The sequence below is a fragment of the Staphylococcus sp. LCT-H4 genome (assembly GCF_001866145.1).
In the GTDB taxonomy this organism is placed as follows: Bacteria; Bacillota; Bacilli; order Staphylococcales; family Staphylococcaceae; genus Staphylococcus; species Staphylococcus succinus.
Genome location: NZ_MODY01000003.1, coordinates 20879 through 45498, shown reverse-complemented (window position 1 = coordinate 45498; position 24620 = coordinate 20879). Strand labels below are relative to the sequence as shown.

23 protein-coding genes and 1 riboswitch are annotated in these 24620 nt (G+C 33.0%); of the genes, 9 read left to right on the top strand and 14 right to left on the bottom strand.

The features are described 5' to 3' along the window. Window positions 1-7 precede the first annotated feature (7 nt). Window positions 8-1351: a branched-chain amino acid-like transporter carrier protein BrnQ3 gene (gene brnQ3, locus BK821_RS09100; protein WP_046837441.1), complete on the top strand. Its 1344-nt coding sequence runs from the start codon at window positions 8-10 to the stop codon at window positions 1349-1351. A gap of 296 nt (window positions 1352-1647) precedes the next feature. Here brnQ3 and BK821_RS09095 read toward each other — a convergent pair whose 3' ends face one another. The 3 genes from BK821_RS09095 to BK821_RS09085 are packed head-to-tail and all read right to left on the bottom strand — an operon-like array spanning window position 1648 to window position 3714. After that, on the bottom strand, window positions 1648-2778 hold the full coding sequence (locus BK821_RS09095; protein ID WP_046837442.1) for a toxic anion resistance protein: 1131 nt from the start codon (window positions 2776-2778) through the stop codon (window positions 1648-1650). A gap of 33 nt (window positions 2779-2811) precedes the next feature. Further along, window positions 2812-3432, bottom strand: a complete 621-nt coding sequence (locus BK821_RS09090) for a 5-bromo-4-chloroindolyl phosphate hydrolysis family protein (protein WP_071331581.1) — start codon at window positions 3430-3432, stop codon at window positions 2812-2814. A 12-nt stretch (window positions 3433-3444) separates the two neighbouring features. Further along, a complete protein-coding gene (locus BK821_RS09085; protein WP_046837444.1) occupies window positions 3445-3714 on the bottom strand; it encodes an acylphosphatase in 270 nt (89 codons plus the stop codon). Window positions 3715-4063: 349 nt separating this feature from the next. Here BK821_RS09085 and msaA point away from each other — a divergent pair, with 349 nt between their 5' ends. Continuing rightward, window positions 4064-4372: a regulatory protein MsaA gene (gene msaA, locus BK821_RS09080; protein ID WP_046837445.1), complete on the top strand. Its 309-nt coding sequence runs from the start codon at window positions 4064-4066 to the stop codon at window positions 4370-4372. Window positions 4373-4553: 181 nt separating this feature from the next. After that, complete coding sequence (cspA, locus tag BK821_RS09075; protein WP_002507639.1) at window positions 4554-4754, top strand: cold shock protein CspA; 201 nt, start codon at window positions 4554-4556, stop codon at window positions 4752-4754. Window positions 4755-4981: 227 nt separating this feature from the next. Here the strand turns inward: cspA and lysA are convergent, their stop codons facing one another. From lysA to BK821_RS09025, 10 genes are all read right to left on the bottom strand, one after another. Further along, window positions 4982-6247, bottom strand: coding sequence for a diaminopimelate decarboxylase (gene lysA / locus BK821_RS09070; RefSeq protein ID WP_046837446.1), 1266 nt, complete (start codon window positions 6245-6247; stop codon window positions 4982-4984). 3 nt (window positions 6248-6250) lie between these two features. After that, entirely contained in the window at window positions 6251-7324 is a 1074-nt protein-coding gene (locus BK821_RS09065) for an alanine racemase (protein WP_046837447.1), read from the bottom strand. Beyond that, window positions 7321-8478, bottom strand: a complete 1158-nt coding sequence (locus tag BK821_RS09060) for an amidohydrolase (protein ID WP_046837448.1) — start codon at window positions 8476-8478, stop codon at window positions 7321-7323. The genes BK821_RS09065 and BK821_RS09060 overlap by 4 nt, the downstream gene beginning before the upstream one ends. A 330-nt stretch (window positions 8479-8808) precedes the next feature. Beyond that, on the bottom strand, window positions 8809-9528 hold the full coding sequence (gene dapD / locus BK821_RS09055; RefSeq protein WP_046837449.1) for a 2,3,4,5-tetrahydropyridine-2,6-dicarboxylate N-acetyltransferase: 720 nt from the start codon (window positions 9526-9528) through the stop codon (window positions 8809-8811). A gap of 22 nt (window positions 9529-9550) precedes the next feature. After that, window positions 9551-10273 (bottom strand): 4-hydroxy-tetrahydrodipicolinate reductase, encoded by a 723-nt coding sequence (gene dapB / locus BK821_RS09050; RefSeq protein WP_046837450.1) that lies wholly within the window; start codon window positions 10271-10273, stop codon window positions 9551-9553. Next, window positions 10270-11157: a 4-hydroxy-tetrahydrodipicolinate synthase gene (gene dapA / locus BK821_RS09045; protein ID WP_046837451.1), complete on the bottom strand. Its 888-nt coding sequence runs from the start codon at window positions 11155-11157 to the stop codon at window positions 10270-10272. The genes dapB and dapA overlap by 4 nt, the downstream gene beginning before the upstream one ends. A 1-nt stretch (window position 11158) precedes the next feature. Beyond that, window positions 11159-12148 carry an aspartate-semialdehyde dehydrogenase gene (locus tag BK821_RS09040; protein WP_046837452.1) on the bottom strand — a complete coding sequence of 330 codons (990 nt, stop codon included), beginning with the start codon at window positions 12146-12148 and terminating at the stop codon, window positions 11159-11161. A gap of 53 nt (window positions 12149-12201) precedes the next feature. After that, window positions 12202-13404: an aspartate kinase gene (locus tag BK821_RS09035; protein WP_046837453.1), complete on the bottom strand. Its 1203-nt coding sequence runs from the start codon at window positions 13402-13404 to the stop codon at window positions 12202-12204. An 87-nt stretch (window positions 13405-13491) separates the two neighbouring features. Continuing rightward, window positions 13492-13670, bottom strand: a riboswitch (Lysine riboswitch). A 179-nt stretch (window positions 13671-13849) separates the two neighbouring features. Then, window positions 13850-14680, bottom strand: a complete 831-nt coding sequence (locus BK821_RS09030) for an aldo/keto reductase (RefSeq protein ID WP_046837454.1) — start codon at window positions 14678-14680, stop codon at window positions 13850-13852. A gap of 246 nt (window positions 14681-14926) precedes the next feature. Next, the gene (locus tag BK821_RS09025) at window positions 14927-16534 is read right to left on the bottom strand and encodes an ABC-F family ATP-binding cassette domain-containing protein (RefSeq protein WP_046837455.1); all 1608 of its coding nucleotides are present in this window, start codon (window positions 16532-16534) and stop codon (window positions 14927-14929) included. A gap of 143 nt (window positions 16535-16677) precedes the next feature. On the opposite strand from BK821_RS09025, the gene cvfB reads away from it, so the two are divergent. The 6 genes from cvfB to phoU all read left to right on the top strand — a co-directional run bounded on the left by cvfB (window position 16678) and on the right by phoU (window position 22580). Then, window positions 16678-17577, top strand: a complete 900-nt coding sequence (cvfB, locus tag BK821_RS09020) for an RNA-binding virulence regulatory protein CvfB (RefSeq protein ID WP_046837456.1) — start codon at window positions 16678-16680, stop codon at window positions 17575-17577. Window positions 17578-17933: 356 nt separating this feature from the next. After that, the gene (locus tag BK821_RS09015) at window positions 17934-18905 is read left to right on the top strand and encodes a PstS family phosphate ABC transporter substrate-binding protein (protein ID WP_046837457.1); all 972 of its coding nucleotides are present in this window, start codon (window positions 17934-17936) and stop codon (window positions 18903-18905) included. Between the two features lie 206 nt (window positions 18906-19111). Continuing rightward, entirely contained in the window at window positions 19112-20041 is a 930-nt protein-coding gene (gene pstC / locus BK821_RS09010; protein ID WP_071331580.1) for a phosphate ABC transporter permease subunit PstC, read from the top strand. A 2-nt stretch (window positions 20042-20043) separates the two neighbouring features. After that, complete coding sequence (gene pstA, locus BK821_RS09005) at window positions 20044-20955, top strand: phosphate ABC transporter permease PstA (RefSeq protein WP_071331579.1); 912 nt, start codon at window positions 20044-20046, stop codon at window positions 20953-20955. Window positions 20956-21044: 89 nt separating this feature from the next. After that, entirely contained in the window at window positions 21045-21923 is an 879-nt protein-coding gene (pstB, locus tag BK821_RS09000) for a phosphate ABC transporter ATP-binding protein PstB (RefSeq protein ID WP_071331578.1), read from the top strand. A gap of 6 nt (window positions 21924-21929) precedes the next feature. Next, window positions 21930-22580, top strand: a complete 651-nt coding sequence (phoU, locus tag BK821_RS08995) for a phosphate signaling complex protein PhoU (protein ID WP_046837461.1) — start codon at window positions 21930-21932, stop codon at window positions 22578-22580. Window positions 22581-22657: 77 nt separating this feature from the next. On the opposite strand, the gene pepF is transcribed toward phoU, so the two are convergent. Continuing rightward, complete coding sequence (pepF, locus tag BK821_RS08990) at window positions 22658-24469, bottom strand: oligoendopeptidase F (RefSeq protein ID WP_071331577.1); 1812 nt, start codon at window positions 24467-24469, stop codon at window positions 22658-22660. Window positions 24470-24620 lie beyond the last annotated feature (151 nt).

Below are 24620 nucleotides of genomic sequence, written 5' to 3'. Positions count from 1 at the left end.
AAGACAAATGAATAAAAATACATGGATTATAGGTTTTACATTATTCGCGATGTTCTTTGGCGCTGGAAACCTTATATTCCCACCAAATTTAGGTTTAGAGAGTGGTCAATATTTCTGGCCGTCTATCTTAGCTTTTGCACTTACTGGTATAGGATTACCATTATTAGGTGTAGTCGTAGGCGCATTAGATAAACAAGGTTATATTGGGTCGTTAAATAAAATATCACCGAAATTCTCAGTAATATTTTTAATAATTATATATCTTACAATTGGCCCATTGTTTGCAATTCCACGTACTGCTTCAACGTCTTTTGAAATGACAGTCACACCAATTGCACACACTAATAGTAATTTAGCATTATTTATATTTACAGTTATTTACTTTTTGATTGTATTATATTTATGTATCAATCCTAACAAAATGGTTGATCGCATTGGTTCGCTTTTAACACCGTTATTACTTATAACAATATTAGCAATGATTGTTAAAGGATTTGTTGATTTTGGTGGTAATGATCATAGTCAAGCTACTGATGCATTTACTTCTGGGTTTACAGGCTTTTCACAAGGCTTTACAAATGGTTACTTAACAATGGATGCAATTGCAGCTATTGCATTCTCAATGATTGTTGTAAATGCGGTGAAAGCTACTGGAATTACACATGCGAACCAAATTTTCAAACAAACGTTTATTGCAGGAATTATTGCAGCTGTTGCTTTATTATTTATATATGTTTCACTAGGCTATATTGGAAATCATATGGCAGTATCTCAAGACAAGATAGATAGTTTAACAGCAAATGATCAAAATATCGGCACTTACTTATTAACGACTGTAGCAAGTGTAGGATTTGGTACCTTGGGCAAGTATCTACTAGGTATTATTGTTGCGCTTGCATGTTTAACAACTGCATGTGGCTTAGTCGTTTCTGTCGCAGAATACTTCCATAGAATTTTCCCGAAAATCTCTTATAAAGTATATGTAGTCATTTTCACTTTAATCAGCTTTATATTAGCTAACCAAGGATTAAATTCAGTAATTACAATGTCAGTACCAGTACTAAGCATTGTTTATCCTATAGCGATTACTTCGGTATTATTGATATTAATTGCACGTTTTGTACCTACAAAACCAATCGCACAGCAAATACCGGTAGCCGTAGTAACTATCGTATCAATCTTAAGTGTCATTCATACTCAAGGTTGGATTAAAATGAGCTTTATTGATAGCTTGCCTTTAAAACAATATTCTCTTGAATGGTTCCCAATTGCAGTCGTATTCACTATAGTAGGTTATATTGTTGCTGTACTTGTGAAACATCAATCTCCAATTGTGTATGAAAAAGATTAAAAAGAAGTAGTTTATTATTTTATTTGCTGCGGTTCAGTAATATAGGCACATCACTGAAAATAAAAGTACATCTTCATTTAAAATGAGGATGTACTTTTTTCATGTGAATTATTATGAATTTGTGCATATCTGATGATAAATATGAAGGGAAACTTGTAGTTTATTAATTATAAACAAACCTATCTTGAGCCGAGAGTACTTTTATAAAAGCAGTTCAATAAATACAAAGAAAAGGATGCGTCTACTAATAAAAGTAGATGCATCCTTTTCTTTTACTGTTAAACAGTGAGTGTTCCTTATTTTTCTTTCATTTCTAGTAATTGTTGTTGTAATTCAGTTTCTAAATTATTAAGTTCTGATTCAGCTTGTTTACGTTTATTTCTACCTTGCTCTTGTATTCTAAGTGTTTGCTCAATTGTTTCAATAATATCATTTTGCGTTGTTTTTAATGTCTCAATATCTACGACACCACGCTCGTTTTCAGTTGCTGTTTCCAGTGCATTTTGTTTTAATAGCTCTGAGTTTTTTAACAATAAATCATTTGTTGTATCAGTAACTGCTTTTTGAGCTGAAACAGCACTTCTTTGTCTCATTAATGTTAATGCGATAGACATTTGATTTTTCCACAAAGGAATACTCGTTAGTATAGAACTTTGAATTTTTTCGGCTAAGGCTTGATTAACATTCTGTATCATACGAATTTGAGGCGCTGTTTGAATTGCAATTTGTCTTGAAAGTTGTAAATCATATATTCGCTTATCTAAACGATCTATGAATTGTTCCATATCTGAAGCAGCTTGGACATCCATTTGATTTCCAGAAGCTTTAGCTTTTTCTCTTAACTTTGGAATTTCTTCTTTTTGTAACTCAAATTGTTTCTTTTTAGCTGCTTCAATGTATATTGATAATTCATCAAAGTAGTCTTTATTCTTATCATAAAGTTCATCAAGCATTTCAACGTCTTTTGTTAAGTTGTTTTTGTGCTTATCTAATTCAATCGAGATCCGATCGATTTGTGAACCGACAGATTGCATTTTAGAGAACACCTCATTGACAGAAGCTTTTGTTCGTCTAAATATGCGTTTTAATTTTGATTGATTTTCCGGATTAAGTTCTTCTGGATTCACTGATTTTAATTTACTCATTAAACCATTAAGTGATTCCCCGACAGGTCCCACGTCTGTCGTTTTCACTTCGTTTAAAATACGATGTGAGAATTGAGACATACTCGATTGTGCTTGAGTACCATAATTCAATAAACTATCATTATCCATTGGTTTTATCTCTCCACTAATCTGATCAATTTTCTTTTGATCTTCTTGTGAAAATTGTTTTGTCTTGTTGATGATATCAGTTTTGTCGGCTGATGCTTCATCAATATATTTGTCCAATGGGTGAGAATTTATAATGTCTTGTTCTCTACTCATTCAATTCCACTCCATTCCATTCATAATACTTAATTACTTACGTCTTTTTTGCTCCATTTTGTTTAATTCCATCTCAATGTCTAACTTGCTATAATCTTCAGCGTTTATCCTTTTCAAATCAGCAACTAAAGTTCTCTTAACCTCATCTAAAGTAATGCGTGTTTGCTCAAGTTTTTGCTTCTCTTCTTTAGACTTTTTAGGTGATTTAGATAACCTCGTATATGATTCAATTAAATTTAGTGCATTATCAATATGGGAATAGAAGAAACTTTCAACTTTAAAAAACGAAGAAGGTTGTTGTTTTACGGCAAAGTATATTGCACGTGAAATACGGTATATATCATTCACTTGTCTAAAATCTTTAATCGATCTCACCTTAACAAATGACTTCATAATTCTTCTGTTCTTATCTTGGGCACTATTCAATTGACTATTTACAAAATGATAATCTCGGCGCGATAAACCAATTTCATTCAAGTATTTTCTAGAAGTTAGACGTTGGGTAGGGAAGTAAAACACTAAAAATGTTCCTGCCGAAATAGCTAGGTCAAAAAGCATATATATATCTAAAGCATATACACTTACAAACCAAGCAATAACAGCTGCTGGAAAAGCAGTGATTGTCCCAAATATACGAGAAATATTATATCTCAATTTCATCTTCCTTTATATTGTTTTGAATTTTTTCCATGAATGATCAACGTTAATTTCTTCTATTGCATAATCTTCAACGTGTGATGCAGGAGATGCGCCATCAGTAACTGCTGTAATAAATTGTCCTAGTGACGCTTCATCACCTTGAGCGTAAATGTCAACATAATTATCAATATTTTCAACAGTACCTACTATATTATACTTTCGAGCAATTTTTTCCGTATAATATCTAAATCCAACTCCCTGTACCATCCCAAATATTTTAATGTGTTTACATTGCATATAATCACCTCTTAATTAACATTATACGAAATTTCACGCTACAAAACTAATATTTGAGTTTAAAGATGAATTGTCTATAGGCCAAAAGTATGAGACGGATAACTTGATTTTGTATATTATCTAGTTAAAATATTACACATAGGCAAATTGTGCGACTCTAATAAAATTATAGGAAATCTATAAATCGTTTTTATTTATCTCTAATTAAAACATGGGGGAATTAATTAGATGATTTTGTATGTATTGCATACATAGGTATGATCGACTTGTTCTATTTACTTAAAATATAAGACACTACCGCTATGTCTTAAAATTCATTTTGAGTTAACTATGAAAGGGTGAAACAAACATGTGGACAGTTGCAAAAATTCGAGCTGACTACGAGGGCTGGTGGTTATTTAGTGATTGGACAGATCATATTGTCGAACAGTATGATTTTGAAACTTATGAAGAAATGTTAAATCAATATCAATCGCTAATTTCAAAAAGTAAGAATCAATATGATAATTTCTTAATAGGTAAACACAATATTCATGCATTTTATAACAATTGTGAACTAGGTTTTTGTGAAGACTGCGATGAAGATTTGCAAATATTCTATAGTTTTATTGTTTTAAATAATAATGAAGTATATTATGATTTACCAAATATTAAATAAATTGTTTTTTCAGATTTATATTGCAATTTCCATTAAAATGTAGTATACTTCTAATTAAGCAATTGTTTTATTCCATATTGCAAAGGATATTGTAATTCAAGATTCGTATGAATAATTGTATTTTTTGTAATATGCGAATAACGCATATTGAATGAATTTTAGTCTTGGAGGTTTCACACTTATGAAACAAGGTACAGTAAAATGGTTTAACGCTGAAAAAGGTTTTGGTTTTATCGAAGTTGAAGGAGAAAACGATGTATTCGTACACTTCTCAGCAATTAACCAAGAAGGTTACAAATCATTAGAAGAAGGTCAATCAGTTGAATTTGAAGTAGTTGAAGGCGACCGCGGTCCTCAAGCTGCAAACGTTGCTAAACTATAATTATAAATTGAAATATTGACTATTTAAAGAACCTTGTTAAAGGTTCTTTTTTGTAAAGCGATTTACTTTTTAAGTAAGTCGCTTTACTTATGGGTATGCTTTCAATACTGTAACAGAAGCTCCAATAATAGCCATAGATGTACTATATAAAATAATCCAATTAAATATATACATATAATAAAACCCGATTAACTTTTATAGTTAATCGGGTTTTAATTTATATTCACTTATTTTGTATCATTAATAATGAGTTGTCGTAAAGATTGACGTTTAATAACTTCACGTGCTTTACCATCTTTCAAGAAAAATACAGAAGGTTTCTGCATTTGATTGTAATTTGAAGCCATAGAATAATGATAAGCGCCTGTAGATAATATTGCTAAATAATCTCCACGTTTAACAGTGCTTGGTAACTTAGCATCTTTAATAATAATATCTCCAGATTCGCACAATTTACCAGCAATTGTAACTGTTTCATCCGCTTGATCATTTCTATTAACGAGTAGCGCTTCATATTTCGCATCATAAAGCGAAGTACGAATATGATCACTCATACCACCATCAATCGAAACATATTTGTTCACGTTCGGTATGGTTTTAATCGTTCCAACCTCATACAAAGTAATACCAGCTTCACCAACTATTGAGCGTCCGGGTTCAATACCTATTTCAGGAATAGGGAAACCTGTTTCTTTAGCAATCGATATTATAGCTTCTGTAATTTCAGCAATACCATCTTCGATAGGGAAGCTGACATCACCTTCAACATATTTTATACTAAAGCCACCACCTAAATTAATAAGTTCAACTTCAATATCATTTTCTTTGAGCCATTGAATAACTAATCTCGCTGTTTCAATCATAGCTTCTGTACCTTCAATTTGAGAACCTACATGGAAATGAACACCTTTTAAGTTCAAACGTTTAGAGTTCTTAACTTTACGAACACCTTCAATTGCTAAGCCATGTTTAATTGATAATCCAAATTTGCTATCTTCTTGGCCAGTTTGTATGAATTCATGTGTATGTGCTTCAACGCCAGGGTTTAACCTAATAACAACATTCACAACGTCACTAGCATAACGATCAATAAGGTCTATTTCTTCAAGAGAATCAATAACGATATAACCCACTTTGCTTTCCAAAGCATATTGAATTTCGTGTTTCGTCTTATTATTACCATGAAAATGTATATGTTGAGGATCAAATCCAGCTTCCAGTGCTGTATACAACTCACCCTCTGAGACCACATCTAATTCTAAGCCTTCTTCTTGGACCAATTTGACCATTTGCAAACAAGTAAATGCTTTAGAAGCATACGAAATATTATAGTTCAAACCACTCTTCTTAAAAGCCTCATGAAAACGTCTCATTTGCGTACGAATCTGCGTTTCATCGTATACAATAGTAGGGGTACCAAAACTTTGTGCTACAGTTTTTAGGCTCGTACCTCCCATAGTGAGCTCGCCATTATTATTATATTCAATTACCATAATTTATCTATACTCCTTTATTAGTGAGTCGTGGTTCATCGCACTTAATTGTTCTGAATTTGCACCCACGCCTTTAAATGTAAACTCATCAACACGTATATCATCATTATATAGTATTACTTCATCTTGTGCATGTACTTGTTCATCTACTTCAACAAACATATGGCTCATCATTAATGCACGAATAGGATAACGTTTACCATGAATTAATGCCTCGAATTGCGCCCTTGATTTAAGTATACCATCACCATAGCCAACATCAACTACTGCTAATTTTGTATGATTATGTGTTGCTTCAAATGCAAAACTGTAACCACAATAATCTCCTTCATTTACTTCTCGTATTTGAATGATATTACCTTTAACTGTTAAAGCTTGCTTAATCATAGAATGATCTATAGTACTATAAGGTCTTGAGCCGTATAACGCTATGCCAATACGTGCGTGTGTATGATTAGGCAACACACCACCTTCACGATAATAACTTGCACTATTTTGTGCATGTATCATTGGAAATTGGTAACCTTCATCTAGCAATGTATTTACAATTTCTAACCATGCTGTGCGTTCAATATGATAATCAGGTACGTCAAATTCATCCGCATAACCAAAGTGCGTCCATAATCCGGCAATAATCATTTTATTAGGATTTTCATTATGTCTATGATGTAAAAGTACTTGTCTCATTTCATCAGCAGATTTCAATCCAGAACGATGTAATAAATTCTCGAATTCTAAATGTATATGAATATCATATAATGCTTCATAATGTTCATAATAAAAATCGAGCGAGGGCAAAGTCATATGAATGTGATTGTCTCTAACTACATCGAAATCATATACGGCATTCATCAAAAATATTGTTGCTGTTGGAGCAATTTCTCGAACTCTTACGGCTTCTCTTAATGAAGTTGTGCTAAACGTTTGTATACCAGCACGTAGAAATTGAGTGACTGCAAACTCTAATCCATAGTGATAAGCATTATTTTTTACCACTGCCATAATTGAGTTGTCTTGCGCGACATTCACTGCATTTTTATAAAATTCTTCTGTGTCAACAGACCAAGTGGCCGTCATTGTTCACGCACCTCACTATACGATGTTAAAATTTGTTCATAATAATCAGCAACTTTAATTAGCATATGTTCGTTAAAATTTAAATGAGACGTATGTAATCCTGTAACATAGCCTTTCGATTCATCTCGTATACCGACAAACACAAAATAACTAGGTGCAAGCTGACTATAAAAACTAAAATCTTCTCCAAATAGGTAAGGGGTAGGTTTATCAATAATTTCAAACCCAGCATCTTTCAAACCATGTTCTACATGCTTTCTTAGTTTTACATCATTATAGGTAGGAGGATATCCTTCTTCAAATTTCACTTCACAGTCCACATTGAACAATAATTTTACACTTTCTGCGATTTTCAGCATTTGCGCTTTTACAATTTCTAAATCCTTAACATCATAGGTTCTGATGGTTCCTTCTAAATAACCGTTACTAGGAACTGTATTAATCGCTTCTCCCGCTTTAAAATGTCCCATATGTACAATATTTCGTTTCAAACCACTTAAATGGTACTGTTGAATTTGTCCTACTTGACTCAATACATGCTGTAAGGCTTCTCCGCAAGAATGTCCTTGTTCTTTATCCGCCACATGACTAGAAAGACCATTCAAAAAGAATCTGTATTCTGTAGCGCTCGCAGTAATCTCTTCATCTCTTATAACAACTTGACCTTCATTTTCAAATGGCATAACGTGAATACCAAATATAGCATCAATAGGATATTTTTCAAATGCTCCAGCACGAATTAAACGATTTGCACCTCCACCTGTTTCTTCAGCAGGTTGGAAAATAAATACAGTATTTTGTGGTAATGTGCCGGCATCTGCCAAATCTTTACAACGTTGCACAAATAACATGAGCGCCGTTGTATGACCATCGTGGCCACAAGCATGCATCACATTATCTACCAAACTTTTATATTCAACTTCATTTTCTTCATTGATAGGTAGGGCATCGATATCTGCTCTATACGCAATTGTATGTTCACCATTTCCAGGAAGATAAGCAATTAAACCAGTATCAAGAGGGCGTTCATAACTCACTCCTATTTCATCTAAAAATGCAGCGATATATGTTGTTGTTTCATATTCGTGTAAACTTAATTCTGGATGTTGGTGTAAATGACGTCTATGTTTCGTTACGAATTCAAGTTCATTCATTAAAATCAAATCCTTCTAATTTTATTCATTTATCTTTGTTAGTCTATGATATGAAAGTCATATGTATATAACTATAGTTTCAAATGTATAATATTATAAATTTGGGAGGTAAAGACAACTTATGCAAGTATATGAAATGAATTTCATATATCTTCTTAAGCAGAGACATAAGTAATTGATCATCATAAATGACACTTAAATTATCAATTACTGCCTGATAAAAAGGCTTTGTCGCGTCTTTAACCTCCCATATTAATGTTTATATGTGTTAATCATTAATTGCTTTACAATGTTTTTACATGCATGGCACGAAAACATTGTAAATGATATCTAGTCGTTTAATTTTCTTAAAGCAGAAACGATTTCACGTTTTGAATCATCTACTTCACTCGTTTGTTTTATTACTTTAGCAGGTGTGCCTGCAACAACTGCACCAGCAGGTACATCTTGAGTTACAATAGCTCCTGCAGCTACAACTGCACCTTCACCAACACGAACGCCTTCAAGGATGACTGCATTAGCACCAATCAAGACATTATCTTCAATAATTACTGGAGATGCACTTGGTGGTTCAATAACACCTGCTAACACAGATCCAGCACCAACATGTACATTTTTACCAGTTGTTGCACGTCCGCCTAGTGTAGCATTCATATCTACCATAGTCCCTTCGCCTACCACAGCACCAATATTAATCGTTGCACCCATCATCACAACAGCGCCGTCTTCAATAACTGCTTCTTCACGAATAAAAGCACCTGGCTCAATACGTGCATTGGTATTTGTTAAATCTTTTAATGGAATCGCAGAATTACGACGATCCATCTCAATCTCTAATTCTTCAATACTTGTTTGATTCGCTTCATAAAATGTCTTCCACTCATCCGCTTCACAAAAGATTACTTTTGAATCTATTGAACCAAATACTTTGAAAGTTTCAGGGAAGGTTACATTTTCAAAATTCCCGTTTGCATATACCTTAAGTGGTGTTGATTTTTTTGCATCACTTATAAATTGAATAATCTCTTCTGCCGTTAAATGTTGTTCCATAATTAAATACGCTCCTTAGATTTTATAGGTTATCAAATGTATAATAATTGTTTGTCTTTTGAATTAACTTTTCTGCTGCACCAATCGCGCCGTTAGCAAAGATATCTTTTGACTGAGCACGATGTGTAATTTCAATTGTTTCATCAGTTCCTGCAAATAGTACATCGTGTTGTCCAACGATTGTACCACCTCTAACTGAATGAATACCAATTTCTTCTTGTGTTCTCTTGTCATTATTTTCATGTCTATCATATATTGGTACAGATTGTTCACGTAATGATTCAATAACATCATATAGTTTAACCAGTGTACCACTTGGAGCATCTACTTTTTTATTATGATGCGCTTCCGTAAGTTCAATATCAAAATCTTGTAATAGGGGAACAGCTGCTTCTAATATTTTAGTAAGCGCATGCACTCCATAACTCATATTTGCACTGAAAAATACTGGCATTTGTGTACTTAACGTTTTAAGTTTATTAATGATTTCTTCCTTTTCTCCTGTAGTAGCAATAACTAAAGGTAATTTGAAATCGTCATCTAATAACGGTAATAATAATTCTGGGTTTGAAAAATCTATAGCTACATCTGCTGATTGGATATCTGAGATACGTTCAAATGTAGGGTAGGGGTAAGATTTATTTACATCTCTTACAATGACGCCCACAATTTCATGTCCTTTTGCTTCAGCTAATCTTGCCACACGTTGGTTCATCGCGCCATAACCAATAAGTACTATCTTCATGCTTTGTCACCTGCTTTAAATTGTTCATATACACTTTCTAATACTTTACGATCATCGTCTTCTAACGGTACTAGTGGCAAACGCACTTCATAACCACCAAAACCTTCAACAGCTGTTAAAGCTTTAATAGGAATAGGGTTTACATCTACAGATAAAGCATCTAACACTGTTTGAATCGATTTGAATTGTGATTCAACATCTTTTCCACTTTGTTTATTATCATAAAGAGCTTGAAAAGCCTTTGGTATAACGTTTGCAACGACTGAAATGACACCATGTCCACCTTTATCGAAATAATCAATTACATTATCATCATTACCACTGTAGAGTGCAAAATTGTCTAAATCAAGACGTTGTTTCAACTCTTTTAAATAGTCGAAATCATTTGTTGCATCTTTAATAGCGATAATATATTCATTGCGACTTAAAGTCTCAACTGTTTCAGCTTCAATGGTCATATTTGTACGCGATGGCACATTATATAACACTACAGGTAATTTAACTGCATTGGCTATTGTAGTAAAGTGTTCAATCAAACCACGTTGATTGGTTTTATTATAATAAGGAGTAATCAGCATTATTGCATCTGCTCCAAGTTCTCGTGCGCGAACAGAAGCTTGAATAGATTTCTGAGTATTATTTGTACCAGTCCCTGCAATGACTGGGATGCGTCCATCAATATAATTCACAACTACTTCTAAAATATGCTCTTTTTCATCTTCTGTTAAAGTTGGGTTTTCTGCAGTTGTACCATTAACTACAATCGATTTTGCATTATTTTCAACTAAATATTTTAAATGTCTTCTTAGTGCATCATAATCTACTTCATTGTGGGTAAATGGTGTTGTTAAAGCAACACCTACACCTTCAAAAATATGACTCATATTATTTTACTCCTTTCAGACTCATAACTTGTTCAAGTATTTGTACTGCATTTAATGCTGCACCTTTCAATAAGTTGTCTGAAGTACACCATACATGGAAAGTATTATCTAAAGTTTCATCACGACGAATACGTCCTACAAATATTTCATCTTTACCAGTAGAATAAATTGCTAAAGGATATTCATTGTTTTGAGGGTCATCTATTAATACTACACGCTCATCTTTACTAAATAATTCTTGAATTGATTCTACAGTGGCATCTTTTTCTAAAGTAACACTCATGTGTACACTATGACTATCTTGTACTGGTACACGAACGCAAGTCGCTGTTACTTTTAAATCATCATCTTTTAAAATTTTGCGTGTTTCATCAATCATTTTTTGTTCTTCTTTTGTATAACCATCTTCGAGAAATACATCAATATGAGGTAATACATTATTATAAATAGGGTGTGGATATGCTTCAGGCGCCTTACCACTTGGACCATCTGCTAAGTCTTGTTTACCTTTAACACCAGAACCAGAAACAGCTTGATAAGTAGTATAAGCAACACGTTTCAAACCATATTGTTCTTGTAATAATTTAAGTGGCACTACTGATTGAATTGTAGAACAGTTTGGGTTAGCAATAATTTTGCGATCTAATATAGGTTCATTAACCTCTGGAACAATTAAATCAATGCCTTCTGTCATTCTCCATTGACTAGAATTATCAATTACTATTGCACCTGCTTGTTCAAAAATAGGGGAGAAGTGCTCACTTGTACTTCCACCGGCACTCATTAATACAAAATCAAAAGCCTCATTTGCTGCATCTTCTGTTAATTCTCTTACTGTGTATGTCTCACCTTGAAATTCAACTTCTTGACCAGCTGAACGTGCTGAAGAAAATAATACCAATTCGTCAAATTGAACTTCTTTACGATCTATAGTTTCTAACATTTTTCTTCCTACTAATCCTGTTGCACCTGCTACTGCTAATTTTGTCATATCCACTACACTCCAATTATTATTTTTATTAAATTTGATTATATTTCGAAAATTCAGATATCGAAAGCTTGATAAAGGCTACGAACTGCACGTTCACCATTGTCTGCATCGATCACACATGAAATGCTAATTTCAGAGGTGGTTGTCTGATAAAATGAAATATCATTTTCAATTAATGTAATAAATGCTTTTGATGCTACACCTGACATATCACGCATTCCTGAGCCAATTAATGAAATTTTAACGTATGCTTCATTAATTTTAAAATCTAAAGCACTAAAGTCTTCAGTTAATGATTCTAAGATAGTTGTAATTTGTACAGCATCAGTATCTTTAATAGTAAAGGATAATTGCAATCCTTCCAAGTTAATTATCTGAGAAATCATATCAACATTCACGGAACCTGCGTCCAATTTGTTGAATAATGCAGTTAGTAATTTGTTATCAGGCAGGGGATAACTGATTGTAACATGCATCATATGTGTGTCTAATGCGACACCAGTAACTGCTTTTTTTTCTAATAATTCTGTTTGTGACATAATCCATGTTCCTCTCACATTTGATAGTGTTCTTCCTAAATACAGCGAAATATTATAATTATTTGCCAATTCGACGCTTCTAGTTTCTAGTACACCTGCACCTAACGCACTCATTTCCATCATTTCTTCATATGAAACATATTCGAGTCGTTTGGCATCTTTATATAACCTCGGATCCGTAGCATAAACACCGTCTACATCCGTGTATATTTCACAAGCAGTACCATTACTAGCTGCTAATGCAACCGCTGTAGTATCTGAACCACCACGCCCCAACGTAGTAAGTTCAAAATCATCATTTATACCTTGAAATCCTGCAATAACTAAGATGTCATTATCTATAAAAGCATGATCAAATGTTTCAGGATTTATTTCTGCAATACGACTTTTCAAATGATGTCCAACTGTTTTTATTCCTGCTTGGTAACCAGTCATCGCTTTTGCATTAACACCAATATCATTAAGTACCATAGACAAATATGATACTGTCTGTTGTTCACCCGTGGTCAATAGTAATGCCAGTTCTTGATCTTTAGGTTGTGAAGTCAACGACGACACGTTAGCCATAAGTTGATCAGTTGTTTTACCCATCGCACTTACGACGACTATAAGTTGTTCACCTTGCTCAACTCTACGACTTAACATTTCAGCTATATTTTTAATTTTAGTAAAATCACTTACAGAAGAACCTCCAAATTTCAAAACACTTCTTTCCAATTCTATATCCTCCTCAATGAATAGGGGAGAATCACAGTAATATAAAAAAGAACAAGTCCGGAATGCGAACCTGTTCTATAATATATATACAAGTGATGCACTCCATTATTTTAAAATAATGACAGACTCTTAGCTCTTAACCATAAAGTCCAACTTGTTATAAGCTGCTATTATAACTGTTTCGGCATCTCACCCTTTCAAAATTAGCTGCTAGCAGGCAGGTTCTTCTAATATTTACTAATGATTGATGCGCCTCATCAAAAACTTATTTAATTTTTTTGTTTATGCTACATATTATACATACGTAGTTATATACTGTAAACTGCTTTTTGCAAAGTTTTTTAAATTTACTGAAAATATAACAAATCAATCACCTTTTTCACTATTAAAGTGCAAATTACCACTATATCCTCACACAAAAAAGGCTTTCACTATTGTTTTGTCATTAATACTCCTCGTATGTTGCAGGATCTTGTCCTTTTAGGCGACCATCTTGTTGTGTTAAAGCGTCTATTTTATCTAAATCTTCACTTTCTAAGTAAAAATCAAAAATATCTTTATTTTGAATTTGTCTTGAAATAGAAGTGGATTTTGGAATAGGTACTACGCCATTTTGCACATGCCATTTCAAAATAATTTGCGGTATTGTTTTATTGTATTTTTCAGCAATTGTTGCAATATCTTTATCATTGATTACTTCTGAAGCACGACCTAAAGGACTCCAAGCTTGTGTAATGATACCTTTCTCATTATGATATTGTATCATTGCTTTTTGGTTGAAGTAAGGATGTAATTCAATTTGATTCACTGCTGGTAGTATACCCGTTTCTTTTTCTAATCTTTCAATGTGTTCTGGTAAGAAATTACAAACACCTATAGATTTTATTAATCCCGCTTTTTGAGCAGCAATTAATGCTTTCCATGCTTCAATGTACTTCTCTTGCTTAGGATTTGGCCAATGGATTAAATATAAATCAATATATTCCACATTCAGACGATAAATAGATTCCTGAATTGCAGTTAATGCTGCGTCATAATCTTGATAACGACCTGGTAGTTTAGAGGTAACTATGATTTGATCTCTCGAAATATGGCTATTAGCTATTGCACGTCCAACAGTGCCTTCATTCTCATAGTTATAAGCAGTGTCTAATAAATAGTAACCTTGTTTCAATGCATTTATAATAGCATGAACCCCATGCGTACCATTGAGTTTATATGTACCGAACCCAATTTGAGGCATAACTTGACCATCTAACATATTTAAATTTTCCATTACATCATTCCTCCTATTACTTTGTTAATAATAATTATATAATTCTAAAATATAATATCAAAATAATTAGCCTAGGTAATCATATAGACTATATATTATAAGCTTTATTTTATAAATAGGGGTTAATATGAACGGGGAAGAATACATTCTATTAAGAGAGGACAGGGGACCTCGTTATTCTAACTAAAAAAGGTCTAATACCTTTTTTAAAAGATATTAGACCTTTATTAATATATGACTTACATATTATTTTTTACTTAAAAGACCAGATTCTTCTAAATAAGCTTCATATGAAATTTCTTTTGATACACTGCCTTCAGGATTTAAATCAATTACACGGTTAGCAATTGTATTGATAAACTCAAAGTCATACGATGTGAATATAATAGAACCTTTAAATGATTTTAAGCCATCGTTAACAGCTGTAATACTTTCTAAATCTAAATGGTTTGTCGGTTCGTCTAATAATAATACGTTAGCACTTGATAACATCATTTTACTTAACATACAACGAACTTTCTCTCCACCTGATAATACGCTCGCTTTTTTCTTAACTTCTTCACCGCTAAATAGCATACGTCCTAAGAATCCACGTAAGAAAGTTTCTGTTTGTTCATCTTCAGGTGCATATTGACGTAACCAATCTACAAGATTCGTATCCATACCTTCAAAGTAGTCTGAATTATCTTTTGGTAAATAACTACGTGACGTCGTAACACCCCATCTAACAGAACCTTCATCTGGTTCCATTTCACCAGCTAAGATTTTTAATAGTGTTGATTTTGAGAATTCGCTATCTCCAATTAACACTGCTTTATCATTAGGATCCATAGTAAATGAAATATTATCCAATACTTTTACACCATCAATTGTTTTTGATACATTCTCAACATATAATAGGTCATTACCGATTTCACGTTCAGGTGTAAATTTAACAAATGGATAACGGCGAGAAGAAGGTTGAATATCATCAAGTTCTATTTTTTCTAATTGTTTTTTACGACTTGTTGCTTGTTTAGATTTCGATGCATTTGCTGAGAAACGCGCAACGAATTCTTCTAATTCTTTAATTTTTTCTTCTTTTTTCTTGTTTTGATCTTGAGCCATTTTCATAGCTAATTCACTAGATTGGTACCAGAAATCATAGTTACCAACATAAACTTTAATTTTTCCATAATCTAAGTCAGCGATATGCGTACATACATTATTTAAAAAGTGTCTATCATGTGATACAACAATTACTGTATTTTCAAAGTTAATTAAGAAATCTTCTAACCAGCTCATTGCTGGAATATCTAATCCATTGGTAGGCTCATCTAATAGTAAAACGTCTGGTTCACCAAATAGACTTTGCGCTAATAACACCTTGATTTTTTGGTTATTTTCTAATTCGGACATACTTTTATCTTGTAAATCTGCACTTATGCCTAAACCTGATAGTAGGGAACCCGCATCTGCTTCAGCATTCCAACCATCCATTTCAGCAAATTCGCCTTCTAACTCTGCAGCTCTGATACCATCTTCATCACTGAAATCAGCTTTCATATAGATTGCATCTTTTTCTTTCATTACTTCATATAAACGCTCATGCCCTTTAATAACAACATCTATAACTTTCTCATCTTCATAAGCAAAGTGATCTTGTTTTAAAACCGCTAATCTTTCATTTTTACCCATGGAAACATGACCAGTTTGAGCATCTAACTCACCAGACAAAATCTTCAAGAATGTTGATTTTCCAGCGCCATTAGCTCCAATTAAGCCATAACAGTTGCCATCTGTAAATTTAATATTTACATCTTCAAATAGCTTACGATCGCCAAATCGTAAACTTACATCAGTAACTTGTAACATGAATTTACTCCTTTTCGTTAATCTACCGGACAAATTATAACACATATATGCATGAGTTTCGACCATTCTCGATGGAGTGATGCTTGTTTCTTCTATGCATGTTATAATAAGTAAGAATAAATACATGTGCGAAGGAGAAAAGTATGGCCCAAGAAGAAAAAGATATTGTAGGTTCTATAGAATTTCTTGAAGTTGTTGGATTAGAAGGATCCACATACAAGTTAAAAGGACCTAACGGAGAAGACGTTAAACTCAATCAATCCGAAATAAAAGATGAAGATGAATTAGAAATAGGGGAAGAATATAGTTTCTTTATTTACCCAAATAGATCAGGTGATTTATTTGCAACACAAAATATGCCTGATATAACTACTGATAAATACGCCTTTGTAAAAGTTTTGAAAACTGATCGCGACGGTGCACATGTCGATGTAGGCTTGCCAAGAGAAGTATTAATACCTTGGGAAGATTTACCAAAAGTAAAAGATGTATGGCCAATACAAGGCGACGAATTATTCGTAACGTTACGTATTGATAGAGATAAGAATATGTTTGCAAGACTAGCAACAGAAACCATCGTTGAGCAGAAGTTCTCACCGGTACATGATGAAGAAAAACAAAATAAAATCATCGAAGCACGACCATATCGATTATTAAGAATTGGTACATTTTTATTATCTAAAGATGGATATAAAATTTTCGTTCATGAATCTGAGCGTAAAGAAGAACCACGTCTCGGCGAAAATGTAAAAGTTCGTATCATTGGGCATAATGAAAAAGGTGAATTAAACGGTTCATTTTTACCACTTGCTCATGAAAGACTGGATGAAGACGGACAGCATATCTTTGACCTACTCGTAGAATATGAAGGTGAACTTCCGTTTTGGGATAAATCTAGTCCAGATGCGATTAAAGAAGTCTTTAACATGAGTAAAGGTTCATTCAAGAGAGCTATTGGACACCTTTATAAAAATAAAATTATTAATATAGAAACTGGTAAAATCGCCTTAACTAAAAAAGGTTGGGACAGATTAAACAGCTAATTCTTTCTATTATAAAAGCAATATATGTTAAATTTACTAATAAACGAAATCTCATTAATTTAATAAGGTAATTGAACATAAAAACCTGAAAAATTCTACTTACATTATAGTAGCAATTTTTCAGGTTTTTTATTTTTTACATATATTAGTTTATACAAAATAGTTCTTTTCAAGCTCTTTAACGCTTTTATTTACAATAAAAATATTATTAATTCTCTCTTTGCAAGCGTTGTCAATAGCAAATTAACAAAACATTTACATTAATTACATTATCAATTAATAAAAGGAATGTAAGATAGGAACTGTAAGAAATACATATAACTTATGGGTTATTTATCTATTAGGAGGATGTTTCAATGAAAAAATGGCAATTATTTGGTACTACAGTAGTTGGTGCTTCACTTTTACTAGGCGCTTGTGGTGGCGGTAACGCTGGATCAGGTTCTGGAGACAATGCAAAAGGGGAAGTCAAAGGCGATGGTTCATCAACAGTAGGTCCAATCATTGAAAAACTAAATGAAAAATTTGCAAAAGATAATCAAGATGTAACTGTCTCAAATGGTACTTCTGGTACTGGTGGCGGTTTTGAAAAATTCCTTTCTGGAAGCACTGATTTTTCAAATGCATCTCGACCAATAAAAGATGAAGAAAAGAAAAAATTAGATGATAAAGGTATTAAATATGATGAATTTAAAGTCGCACAAGATGGTGTAACAATTACCGTTAATAAAGAAAATGACTTTGTTAAAGAATTAACAAAAGAACAATTGAAAGAAATTTACTCAGGAGAAGCAAAATCATGGAAAGATGTAAATCCAAAATGGCCTGACAAAGAAATTAAAGCATATTCTCCCGACCAATCACACGGAACATATGACTTCTTCACTGAAGAAATTATGGATAAAGGTGATATTAAAGCAGAAAAAAATGCTGATACAAACGTAATTGTGCAATCAGTACAAAAAAATGAACAAGGTATTGGTTACTTCGGTTATAACTTCTATGAACAAAACAAAGATAAATTAAAAGAAGTTAAAATCAAAGATGATAAAGGCAAACTGACAGAACCAACTAAGAAAACAATCCAAGATGGTTCATACGCATTAAGCAGACCATTATATATTTATACTAATGAGAAGAAATTAAAAGAGAATAAAGGATTCCAAGAATTCATGAAATTTATCCTAGATGATAAAGGTAAAGCCGCAGAAGATGCAGGGTTTGTTGCATTACCTAAGAAAGACTACTCTGAACAACAAGATAAGTTAAAAGATATCATCGGTAAAGAAAGTGACAATAAGGATAGCGACAAAAAAGAAGACAAATAAACATAACATTATATCTTAAAGGTTGGGATTCTGGAATAGGGAAGTCAAAATGACAGTTTATCTATCACTTTGCTTTTCTGTTCCATGTTCAATTCATCTAATTATTAGACTCAAGTATTTCATTGAAACTTGACTACAACATAGATGTCGAACATTCCCAACCTTTTTTTAAATAATTGGGAGTCTATGAGAAAGAAGGTAATTATATGTCGAGTAAGAAACTCTCTGTAAGCGAAATGATTGCAAAAAATAACGCTAAGAAAAATGGGATGAGCGATAAAATTGTTCCTATTATTTTAGGAATCATTGCAATTTTTTCTATATTAACGACAGTTGGGATTATAGTCACTTTATTAACAGAAACTATCACGTTCTTCACACGTGTTTCAATTGCAGATTTTCTATTTACTACAGAATGGAATCCATTTTCATCAACACCTAAATTTGGTATTTGGGCATTGATACTAGGAACTTTAAAAATAACACTTATTGCAACAATCGTTGCAGTGCCATTGGGTCTTGGCGCAGCATTATATTTAAGTGAATACGCATCTAAACGTGCAAAAAGTATTATAAAACCAATCTTAGAAATATTATCTGGTATACCAACAATTGTATTTGGTTTCTTTGCATTAACTTTTGTAACGCCAATCTTACGTTCTATATTTCCTGACTTAGGTAGTTTTAATTCTATTAGTCCTGGTATCGTAGTTGGCATAATGATAATTCCATTAATTTCAAGTATGAGTGAAGATGCCATGTCTTCTGTTCCAAACAAAATGCGTGAAGGTGCATTAGGTTTGGGAGCAACAAAGTTTGAAGTTGCTACAAAAGTGATATTACCTGCTGCTACTTCAGGAATTATGGCTTCAATTGTATTAGCGATTTCTCGTGCAATTGGTGAAACGATGATTGTTTCACTTGCTGCTGGTAGTACGCCAACTGCATCTTTAGACTTAACAGGTTCTATACAAACGATGACTGGCTATATTGTTCAAGTTGCAACAGGGGATGCAACATTCGGATCAGACATTTACTATAGTATTTATGCAGTAGGTTTCACATTATTCTTATTTACATTAGCGATGAATTTAATCTCTCAATGGATTACGAAACGCTTTAGAGAGGAGTATTAATTATGGCTGAAGCAAATAACAAAACACTTGTTGATCAAAAAACTGTAGAAAAGAAACTCTCAGGAAGGTTAACGACGAATAAGGTAAATAAATGGGCATTTTTTGCTTGTACAATGATTGGCTTGCTCGTATTAGCAGCACTCATCATAGATACACTCATCAAAGGGGCAGGACATTTAACACCAGCATTTTTCACAAGTTTTTCTTCATCAACACCATCCATGGCCGGTATCAAAGGGGCCTTAATGGGTACAATTTGGTTGATGATTACTATTATTCCAATATCTATTATTTTAGGTGTAGGAACAGCAATCTACTTAGAAGAATATGCTAAAGACAATGCTTTAACACACTTTATCAAAGTCAGCATTTCTAATTTAGCTGGCGTCCCTTCAGTAGTATTTGGGCTACTTGGTTTGACAATCTTTGTACGCGGTATGGGAATCGAATCGTTGGCACTCAGTAATTCAGTTCTAGCTGCCGCTTTAACAATGTCATTACTTATTTTACCGGTTATTATCGTAGCCAGCCAAGAAGCGATTAGAGCAGTTCCTAATTCTGTTAGAGAAGCTTCTTATGGTTTAGGAGGTAATAAATGGCAAACAATACGCAGAGTTGTATTACCTGCTGCTATTCCAGGTATTTTAACAGGATTTATATTAGCATTATCACGTGCATTAGGTGAGACAGCACCATTAATTTTAATCGGTATACCGACTGTTTTATTACAATTACCATCAAGTGTATTTGATCAATTTCAAGCTTTACCGATGGCAATTTATAACTGGGCTAAATTACCACAAGAAGAGTTCCAAAACGTTGCTTCAGCAGGAATCATTGTATTACTGATCATTTTATTATTAATGAATGCCGTAGCAATTTTCTTAAGAAATAAATACAGCAAAAAATTCTAAATATATCTATATTAAATCAAAGCTAGTTATTGGGAATTACAAAGTTACTGCACACTTTGTAACTAGTATTTAAAAAAGGAGTTTTAATTATGACTGATAAAATAAACGTAGACGATAAATCAGAATTAGACACACATACGAATCGTGAAACATCACCCATCGCAACAATTGATACTGAGAATCTAGAACATAATACAAATAAAGATAGCAATAAGAAAATTGTTTATTCAACAAAAAACTTAGACTTATGGTATGGTGATAACCATGCTTTAAAGAATATCAACTTAGACATTTTAGAGAATAATGTGACGGCCATCATCGGACCATCAGGTTGCGGAAAGTCCACATATATCAAAGCACTCAACCGCATGGTAGAACTTGTACCTTCTGTTAAAACTGCAGGAAAAATTTTATATCGTGATGAAAATATTTTTGATGATAAAAATTCAGTCGAAAAATTAAGAACAAACGTAGGTATGGTGTTCCAGCAACCTAATCCGTTTCCAAAATCAATTTATGATAATATTACGTATGGTCCAAAAATTCATGGTATTAAAAACAAAAAAGTTTTAGATGAAATTGTTGAGAAATCACTTCGTGGCGCAGCAATTTGGGATGAATTAAAAGATCGCTTAGACACAAATGCTTACAGTTTATCTGGCGGACAGCAGCAGCGTGTATGTATCGCGCGTACTTTAGCAATTGAGCCTGACGTTATTTTAATGGATGAACCAACATCTGCTTTAGATCCTATCTCAACTTTAAAAGTTGAAGAACTTGTTCAAGACTTAAAAGAGAAATATTCAATTATAATCGTTACACATAATATGCAACAAGCTGCACGTGTTTCTGACAAAACAGCTTTCTTCCTTAACGGGTATGTAAATGAATATGATGATACAGATAAAATTTTCTCTAATCCATCTGATAAACAAACTGAAGATTATATTTCAGGTAGATTTGGATAAATTCTAATGACAATTATTAGACAAAAATACGAAGGCCAACTAGACGGACTGATTAAAGATTTACGTCGACTTGGTCTTCAAGTATATTATCATATTGAATATGCTTTAACCTCGTTAAGTGAAGAAGATCGTAATTATGCACGTGAAACAATTGCTAAAGATAAAGAAATCAATGAAATGGAAACTCAAATCAATGAAAAAGTGATTATGCTCATTACTAAACAACAGCCTATCGCTACTGACTTACGTTTAATGATGGCTGCATTGAAAATAGCTTCAGATTTAGAACGTATTGGTGATAATGCAGCTAATTTAGCTGAGATTAGATTGCGCGCTAAAATCATTGATCAATACGTACTTACTAGACTTAATACGATGGGGAAACTTGCACTTTTAATGCTTAAAGATTTAAATGATGCCATAAATGATAACGATATAACATTAATAAAAGAAATCATTGCACGAGATCGAGATATTGATGATTTATATAAAAACATTGTCAATACTACTTACCTTATTGATAACGATCCTTTTGTGGCAGGACAAGCACATTTGGCTGCTAGACAATTGGAACGAATAGGCGATCATATCACTAACGTGGCTGAAAATATTTATTACTTTATTACAGGTAATCGTTATGAATCCTATGATAAATAAAACAACCCTAAACATAAATAAAGCATCATGACTTAGAGAACTATAAGCTCTCAATAGTCTTGATGCTTTATTTTCATTTAATGTTTAGTTTCAATTTCATCTGTTAGTTGTTCTAATTCATCCACAAGCTTACCAATATAACCAATTGTTGCTTTGAGTGGCTGATCCGTGCGAATATCTATGCCTGCAATAGCTGCTAGCTCAACCGGAGATTGACTACCGCCTGCTTTCAAGACATCTAACCAAGCGTCTACGGCTGGCTGACCTTCATCTTTGATGCGTTGTGACATAACAGTACCTATCGTTAGTCCGGCTGAATATGTGTATGAGTACAGTCCCATATAGTAGTGTGGTTGACGCATCCATGTTAATTCAGCACCATCTGTAAGTTTAACGCTATCTCCAAAGAATTGGCCATAGACATCACGCATAATCTGGTTAAGTACTGGCGCTGTTAGGGACTCACCATTATCTACTTTAGTATATACTTCACGCTGGTATGCTGCTTCTAATAAGTGAGTCACCATATTGTGATAATAAGTCCTAGAAACGATTGATCCTATTACCCAACGTTTAAAATGAGCATCTTTACTATTTTCAAATAAGTAATTCGCCATTAACATTTCATTCATCGTTGAAGGTGCTTCTACAAAATACATGGAAGCCTCAGATTCTAAATAATTTTGATGTGTTTGAGCTAAAGTAAAGTGTCCAGCGTGACCTAATTCATGTGCTAAGACAAATGTTTCAGCCATTTTTCCAGTCCATGAAATAAATATATAAGAGTGAGTTGCATAAGGACTAGCACAATATGCACCTGTTTCTTTACCTTTATTTTGAGCAAAATCAATCCATCTATCTGTATAAGCTTTTTCAACCATTTGGATATAATCTTTACCTAGTACATTCAATGCACCATAGATATATTCCTTGGATTCATTAATAGAAATTTCAGGTTCATAACCTGGATCAATTGAGACTTTTAAATCTTCGAAATTCATGACATCAAGCCCGTGCACACGTTGGATGAGTTTTGCGTATTTTTGCATAATAGGGGCTAAATCGCTCATGATTATATCAATTTGTCGATCAAACATGTCTCGTGTAACTTCTTGTTCCTGCAAGAGATAATCTATTACAGAGTCATAGCCTCTTAAATTTGCTTCAATTTTTTCTTGTTGTACTTGCATGTTATAGGTAGCAGCAGTAGTATGTTGATATTTACTTAACGCATCACTAAAATATTGAAAACTTTTTCTTCTGAATGCTACATTTGCATTATCTTCATATTCATTTTCAAAGGTAGCATAATCTAACGGAAACATTTGACCATGGTGTTCGAAAGACTCAAAATCAATATCTAACATTTTTGTAGTACCATACAACTCATATGGACTTTCAAAAATAGGGGATAAACTAGCTAAAACTTTTTCAACTTCTGGTGATAGTTGATATTTCTTTTTCTCTTTTAGCTTAGTTAAATAATGAGGATAGTTAGATTGTTCAATTAATGTCTCGAATAACTCGTCAGAAAGCGCTAATATTCCAGATTCAACAAATGATAACTCACTTGCGATTTTGCCATAAGTCGTAGACAATTTCGCACTTAAAGTTTGAGCATCGGTGTTTGCTGTATCAACACTTAAGCGTAATTCTGCATAATTGGCCATGCGATCTAATTGAATTAATATTTCGGAATACATACTTAACATTTCTTCAATTATAGTAATATCATTCAATTTATGATTGTATTGTAAATTAAATGCTTTTGCCTTTGTTAAAACTTCATCTAAATGCTTATAAAACGATTCATCTGAATCAAATAACGCGGTAATATCCCATGTTTCATTTATAGGAACGTTATTTCTTAGCGGTAATGATTTAGTCATATCTTCACTCCTGTACATTTGTAGTGTATACATCTCTGATTATACAGGAAGATCACTTATAAAATACAATCGAATGTTTAACAAGTGAAAGTGGGGAAGGCGTTAAATAATATTGACGTGTATTCGCTATTATTCTAATATTAAATCATAC

What these genes read in the sequence shown, in the direction of transcription:
- dapD (WP_046837449.1), bottom strand. Translation starts at nt 9,528, where the DNA reads ATGGAACAACATTTAACGGCAGAAGAGATTATTCAATTTATAAGTGAT.
- phoU (WP_046837461.1), top strand. Translation starts at nt 21,930, where the DNA reads ATGACAATTATTAGACAAAAATACGAAGGCCAACTAGACGGACTGATT.
- dapB (WP_046837450.1), bottom strand. Translation starts at nt 10,273, where the DNA reads ATGAAGATAGTACTTATTGGTTATGGCGCGATGAACCAACGTGTGGCA.
- BK821_RS09025 (WP_046837455.1), bottom strand. Translation starts at nt 16,534, where the DNA reads ATGTTACAAGTTACTGATGTAAGTTTACGATTTGGCGATCGTAAGCTA.
- BK821_RS09030 (WP_046837454.1), bottom strand. Translation starts at nt 14,680, where the DNA reads ATGGAAAATTTAAATATGTTAGATGGTCAAGTTATGCCTCAAATTGGG.
- pstB (WP_071331578.1), top strand. Translation starts at nt 21,045, where the DNA reads ATGACTGATAAAATAAACGTAGACGATAAATCAGAATTAGACACACAT.
- dapA (WP_046837451.1), bottom strand. Translation starts at nt 11,157, where the DNA reads ATGAGTCATATTTTTGAAGGTGTAGGTGTTGCTTTAACAACACCATTT.
- BK821_RS09040 (WP_046837452.1), bottom strand. Translation starts at nt 12,148, where the DNA reads ATGACAAAATTAGCAGTAGCAGGTGCAACAGGATTAGTAGGAAGAAAA.
- cvfB (WP_046837456.1), top strand. Translation starts at nt 16,678, where the DNA reads ATGGCCCAAGAAGAAAAAGATATTGTAGGTTCTATAGAATTTCTTGAA.
- BK821_RS09015 (WP_046837457.1), top strand. Translation starts at nt 17,934, where the DNA reads ATGAAAAAATGGCAATTATTTGGTACTACAGTAGTTGGTGCTTCACTT.
- brnQ3 (WP_046837441.1), top strand. Translation starts at nt 8, where the DNA reads ATGAATAAAAATACATGGATTATAGGTTTTACATTATTCGCGATGTTC.
- pepF (WP_071331577.1), bottom strand. Translation starts at nt 24,469, where the DNA reads ATGACTAAATCATTACCGCTAAGAAATAACGTTCCTATAAATGAAACA.
- BK821_RS09065 (WP_046837447.1), bottom strand. Translation starts at nt 7,324, where the DNA reads ATGACGGCCACTTGGTCTGTTGACACAGAAGAATTTTATAAAAATGCA.
- BK821_RS09095 (WP_046837442.1), bottom strand. Translation starts at nt 2,778, where the DNA reads ATGAGTAGAGAACAAGACATTATAAATTCTCACCCATTGGACAAATAT.
- lysA (WP_046837446.1), bottom strand. Translation starts at nt 6,247, where the DNA reads ATGGTAATTGAATATAATAATAATGGCGAGCTCACTATGGGAGGTACG.
- pstA (WP_071331579.1), top strand. Translation starts at nt 20,044, where the DNA reads ATGGCTGAAGCAAATAACAAAACACTTGTTGATCAAAAAACTGTAGAA.
- BK821_RS09060 (WP_046837448.1), bottom strand. Translation starts at nt 8,478, where the DNA reads ATGAATGAACTTGAATTCGTAACGAAACATAGACGTCATTTACACCAA.
- pstC (WP_071331580.1), top strand. Translation starts at nt 19,112, where the DNA reads ATGTCGAGTAAGAAACTCTCTGTAAGCGAAATGATTGCAAAAAATAAC.
- BK821_RS09085 (WP_046837444.1), bottom strand. Translation starts at nt 3,714, where the DNA reads ATGCAATGTAAACACATTAAAATATTTGGGATGGTACAGGGAGTTGGA.
- cspA (WP_002507639.1), top strand. Translation starts at nt 4,554, where the DNA reads ATGAAACAAGGTACAGTAAAATGGTTTAACGCTGAAAAAGGTTTTGGT.
- msaA (WP_046837445.1), top strand. Translation starts at nt 4,064, where the DNA reads ATGTGGACAGTTGCAAAAATTCGAGCTGACTACGAGGGCTGGTGGTTA.